The sequence below is a fragment of the Thermodesulfobacteriota bacterium genome, assembly GCA_036482575.1.
In the GTDB taxonomy this organism is placed as follows: domain Bacteria; phylum Desulfobacterota; class GWC2-55-46; order GWC2-55-46; family JAUVFY01; genus JAZGJJ01.
Window position 1 is genome coordinate 1 of sequence record JAZGJJ010000216.1, and the last position, 3,188, is coordinate 3,188.

The following is a 3,188-nucleotide window of genomic DNA, read 5'->3' on the forward strand; positions in this document are numbered from 1 at the left end:
ACCATGAAGACGACCGGGAACTCGAGCCCCTTTGCCGAATGTAGCGTCATTAGCGTCACGCTGTTTTTTTTGTCCTCCCACGTGTCCACGTCGCTTATGAGCGAGACCCGGTCGAGGAACTCCGAGAGCGTAGAGCCTCCGCCCCCCCCCTCCTCTGATGATGGTGACGGGGCCGACTCGAACTCCTTTATTGCCGAGATGAACTCGTGGACGTTTTCGAGCCGGTCCATGGCCTCGTCGGTCCTCTGGACCTCCAGGTGCTCGATATAGCCGTTATCAATGAGGAGTCCGAGGGCGAGCTCATGGAGCGGAACGCCCTCGCTTTTTTCCAGGTTTTCTCGCGTCCTCTCGAAGGCCTCGAAGAGTTTTTCCGCGCGCGCGTTCTTGACGATACCGGTCTTTATCGCCTCCCCGAAGGCCTCGAAGAGCGAGATGCTTTTCTCCGCGGCCAGCTTCGAGACCCTTTCGACGGTCACCTTGCCTATGCCGCGCGGCGGGGTGTTTATGATCCTCTTAAGGCCCATCGAATCGCCCGGGTTGGCGACGACCCGGAGGAATGCCAGCGCGTCGCGTATCTCTTTACGGTCGTAGAACCTGACCCCGCCCACGATGGTATAGGGTATGCCCTCGCGGAGGAATTTTTCCTCGAACACCCTTGACTGGGCGTTGGTGCGGTAGAAGACCGCGAAGTCACCGTAGCCGAGCGAGGGCTCCTCTACCAGGGTCTCCCTGACGCGCGCCGTGACCGTTTCGGCCTCGCGGTGCTCGTCCCGGCACTCCCGATAGCTCGCGGGCGGCCCCTCGGGGTTTTCCGTCCAGAGGGTTTTTTCCATGCGCCCTCGGTTGTTCTTTATTACCGAGTTGGCGGCGGCGAGGATGCTCTTGGTGGAGCGGTAGTTCTGTTCGAGCCGCACCACGGTGGCGTTTGTCCAGTCCCGCTCGAAGTCGAGGATATTCTGTACGTCCGCGCCCCTCCAGCCGTATATGGACTGGTCCGGGTCGCCGACGGCGCAGAGGTTCCCGTGCCCCTCGGCAAGGAGGTTCATAAGGAGGTACTGGGCCCTGTTGGTGTCCTGGTACTCGTCAACGAGTATGTGCCGGAACCGCGAGCAATAGCGTGCGAGCATGTCCGGGTCCGAGTTAAGCAGCCTTATGGGCTCGCATATGAGGTCCCCGAAGTCCATGGCGCCCATCTCCCGGAGTTTTTTCTGATAGAGGGTGTATACCCGGGCGACCCTATCGGAGAGGAAGTCCCCGGCATCGGCGAGGTACTCGTCCGGGCCGATGTTTTCGTTCTTTGCGCGGTCTATCCGGGAGAGCATGGCGCGGGGAGAGAAGGCCTTATCGCTTATCTTTAGCTCTTCCATAGCGAGCTTTACGAGCGCTATCTGGTCGTCGGTGTTGTATACGGTAAGCTCGGGGCCGACCCCCGTCCTCCGGCCTTCGCTCCTTAGAATCCTCAGCCCTATGGAGTGGAAGGTGCCGAGCCATAGCCTTCTGGCCCGCTCCCCCATAAGCGCCGTGAGCCGTTCCCTTATCTCGCCAGCGGCCTTGTTGGTGAAGGTGACGGCAAGGACGCTCTCCGGACGCACGTCCCTTTTAAGGACCAGATGGGCGACCCTTGTGGTAAGGACCTTTGTCTTGCCGCTGCCCGCGCCGGCGAGGATAAGGAGAGGCCCGTCGCCGAAGGTGACGGCCTCTTTCTGTGTCGGGTTCAGTTCTTTTAGAAAAGGCATGGTATCGGGATTATCCGTGAAAAGAAGTTACGCACCCTTAAATTTAACATAAAAGGGGGGAGGGGTAAATAGCTTTCAATCGGCGGAAGAGGTCGTAGCCGAGGGAGTGGCCTTTATAGCCTCGGCCCACTTTGGCCTGGACTCGTCGGGGTACTCATTCCCATACGTGGCCTCATGGAGCCAGGACGCAGAAAAGGTCCTCTTGGCAGGCAGTGCAATCCGCAAGGTTGCCCTGCAACTGATAGAGATGGTGGAAGGAAAGGGAAGTAGCAGTACCGGAATCTCCGTGGTAGCTTAGTAATGTTGTAAGGGAGCGGGCATGGATCCTGCGGGGTCTGTGCCCGTGCTCAACTGCTGCTATTTTCACCTACAAGTCATGATTTTTTGAAAGTTTGAGTAATTAACGATTAGGAACAATGTATTAAATCAGCCCTCGACAAAGAATACAATTTTCTTATCGTAAAGTTCTCGTGAATCTAACAATAATTCCACTTCATATTTTTCTATTACGCCTTGTTCTACGAAAGGCTGAAATGGCCATGGAAGCACACCATAAGTACCGTTTCTATATATTAGTGTTGTATCATCTATCTTGATGATACCGCCGTTGCTGTTTTTTAGGATTGTTGTTGCTACAGAATCCTTTAAATCGTTCGCCGCTATCATTATAGATATAGAATCTCCGCTTCTGAAACGGCTCCTTTTGTTTGGTGCGCCTGTATTATCCGTGGATGAGGTAAAGACATTTATTCGGACTTTGCTGGCCATTTGTCCACCTGCCATATACCTTACTGCGTTCGCTGTTCCTGTAAAAGGGTCGCTCATAAAATCCCCTGCCGGTGATCCTGCGCACCCACCCATCAACCAAGCGCTCCCAATCGCGACCAATCCCGCTCCAATGATGTTTGTTATCTTCTTCATTATTCTTGAGCTTCCTTTCGTTTAAGAAAGCAATCAGTGAAGCACCAATATACAATTTTCACACGACTTGTCAAGTGCCAACTACAGGAAAAAATGCTTAACCAATATTACCCAGGCATTTCTTTTAAGTCAACCCTATTCCAAACCTCCTTATCCGTATGCAAAATATAAAAACCCTACTGTCATCATTATACAAATAAGACACCACTAAAATGACCAAAGAAGATCTGGAGACAAAAGCAAGAAAAGCAGTACTGCGTATAGAGAAGAAAGTCACTGACATGAACAATGTGTTGTACGGCGTGAGCGCTAAGCTCTGCCATCTGATAAAGCGCGGAAGTGATTATTACAGCCAGCCAGAAAACGGCTACTACAAGTAGCTCCCAAAGTTGTACAAGACTTATAATCTCTTTTACGCATTTTAGTATATGCAATGCGTACACTGTAGAGAGAAGGAGAAATCCAGACTGGTGGCCAGAAGCAAAGTCGTAAACGGCAAGGTCGAAACCATAGACATTTGCCTGGAGTGCT

General features: G+C 52.9%; 3 protein-coding genes. 1 reads left to right on the top strand and 2 read right to left on the bottom strand.

The features are described from left to right. Both V3W31_09670 and V3W31_09675 read right to left on the bottom strand, forming a co-directional pair. Positions 1-1,736, bottom strand: a 1,736-nt coding sequence (locus V3W31_09670) for a UvrD-helicase domain-containing protein (protein MEE9615194.1), incomplete at its 3' end; no start/stop codon positions are given. 426 nt (positions 1,737-2,162) lie between these two features. Then, entirely contained in the window at positions 2,163-2,657 is a 495-nt protein-coding gene (locus tag V3W31_09675; GenBank protein MEE9615195.1) for a hypothetical protein, read from the bottom strand. A 212-nt stretch (positions 2,658-2,869) separates the two neighbouring features. Here V3W31_09675 and V3W31_09680 point away from each other — a divergent pair, with 212 nt between their 5' ends. Continuing rightward, complete coding sequence (locus V3W31_09680; GenBank protein MEE9615196.1) at positions 2,870-3,037, top strand: hypothetical protein; 168 nt, start codon at positions 2,870-2,872, stop codon at positions 3,035-3,037. The last annotated feature ends 151 nt before the right edge of the window (positions 3,038-3,188 follow it).

What these genes read in the sequence shown, in the direction of transcription:
- V3W31_09680 (MEE9615196.1), top strand. Translation starts at nt 2,870, where the DNA reads ATGACCAAAGAAGATCTGGAGACAAAAGCAAGAAAAGCAGTACTGCGT.
- V3W31_09675 (MEE9615195.1), bottom strand. Translation starts at nt 2,657, where the DNA reads ATGAAGAAGATAACAAACATCATTGGAGCGGGATTGGTCGCGATTGGG.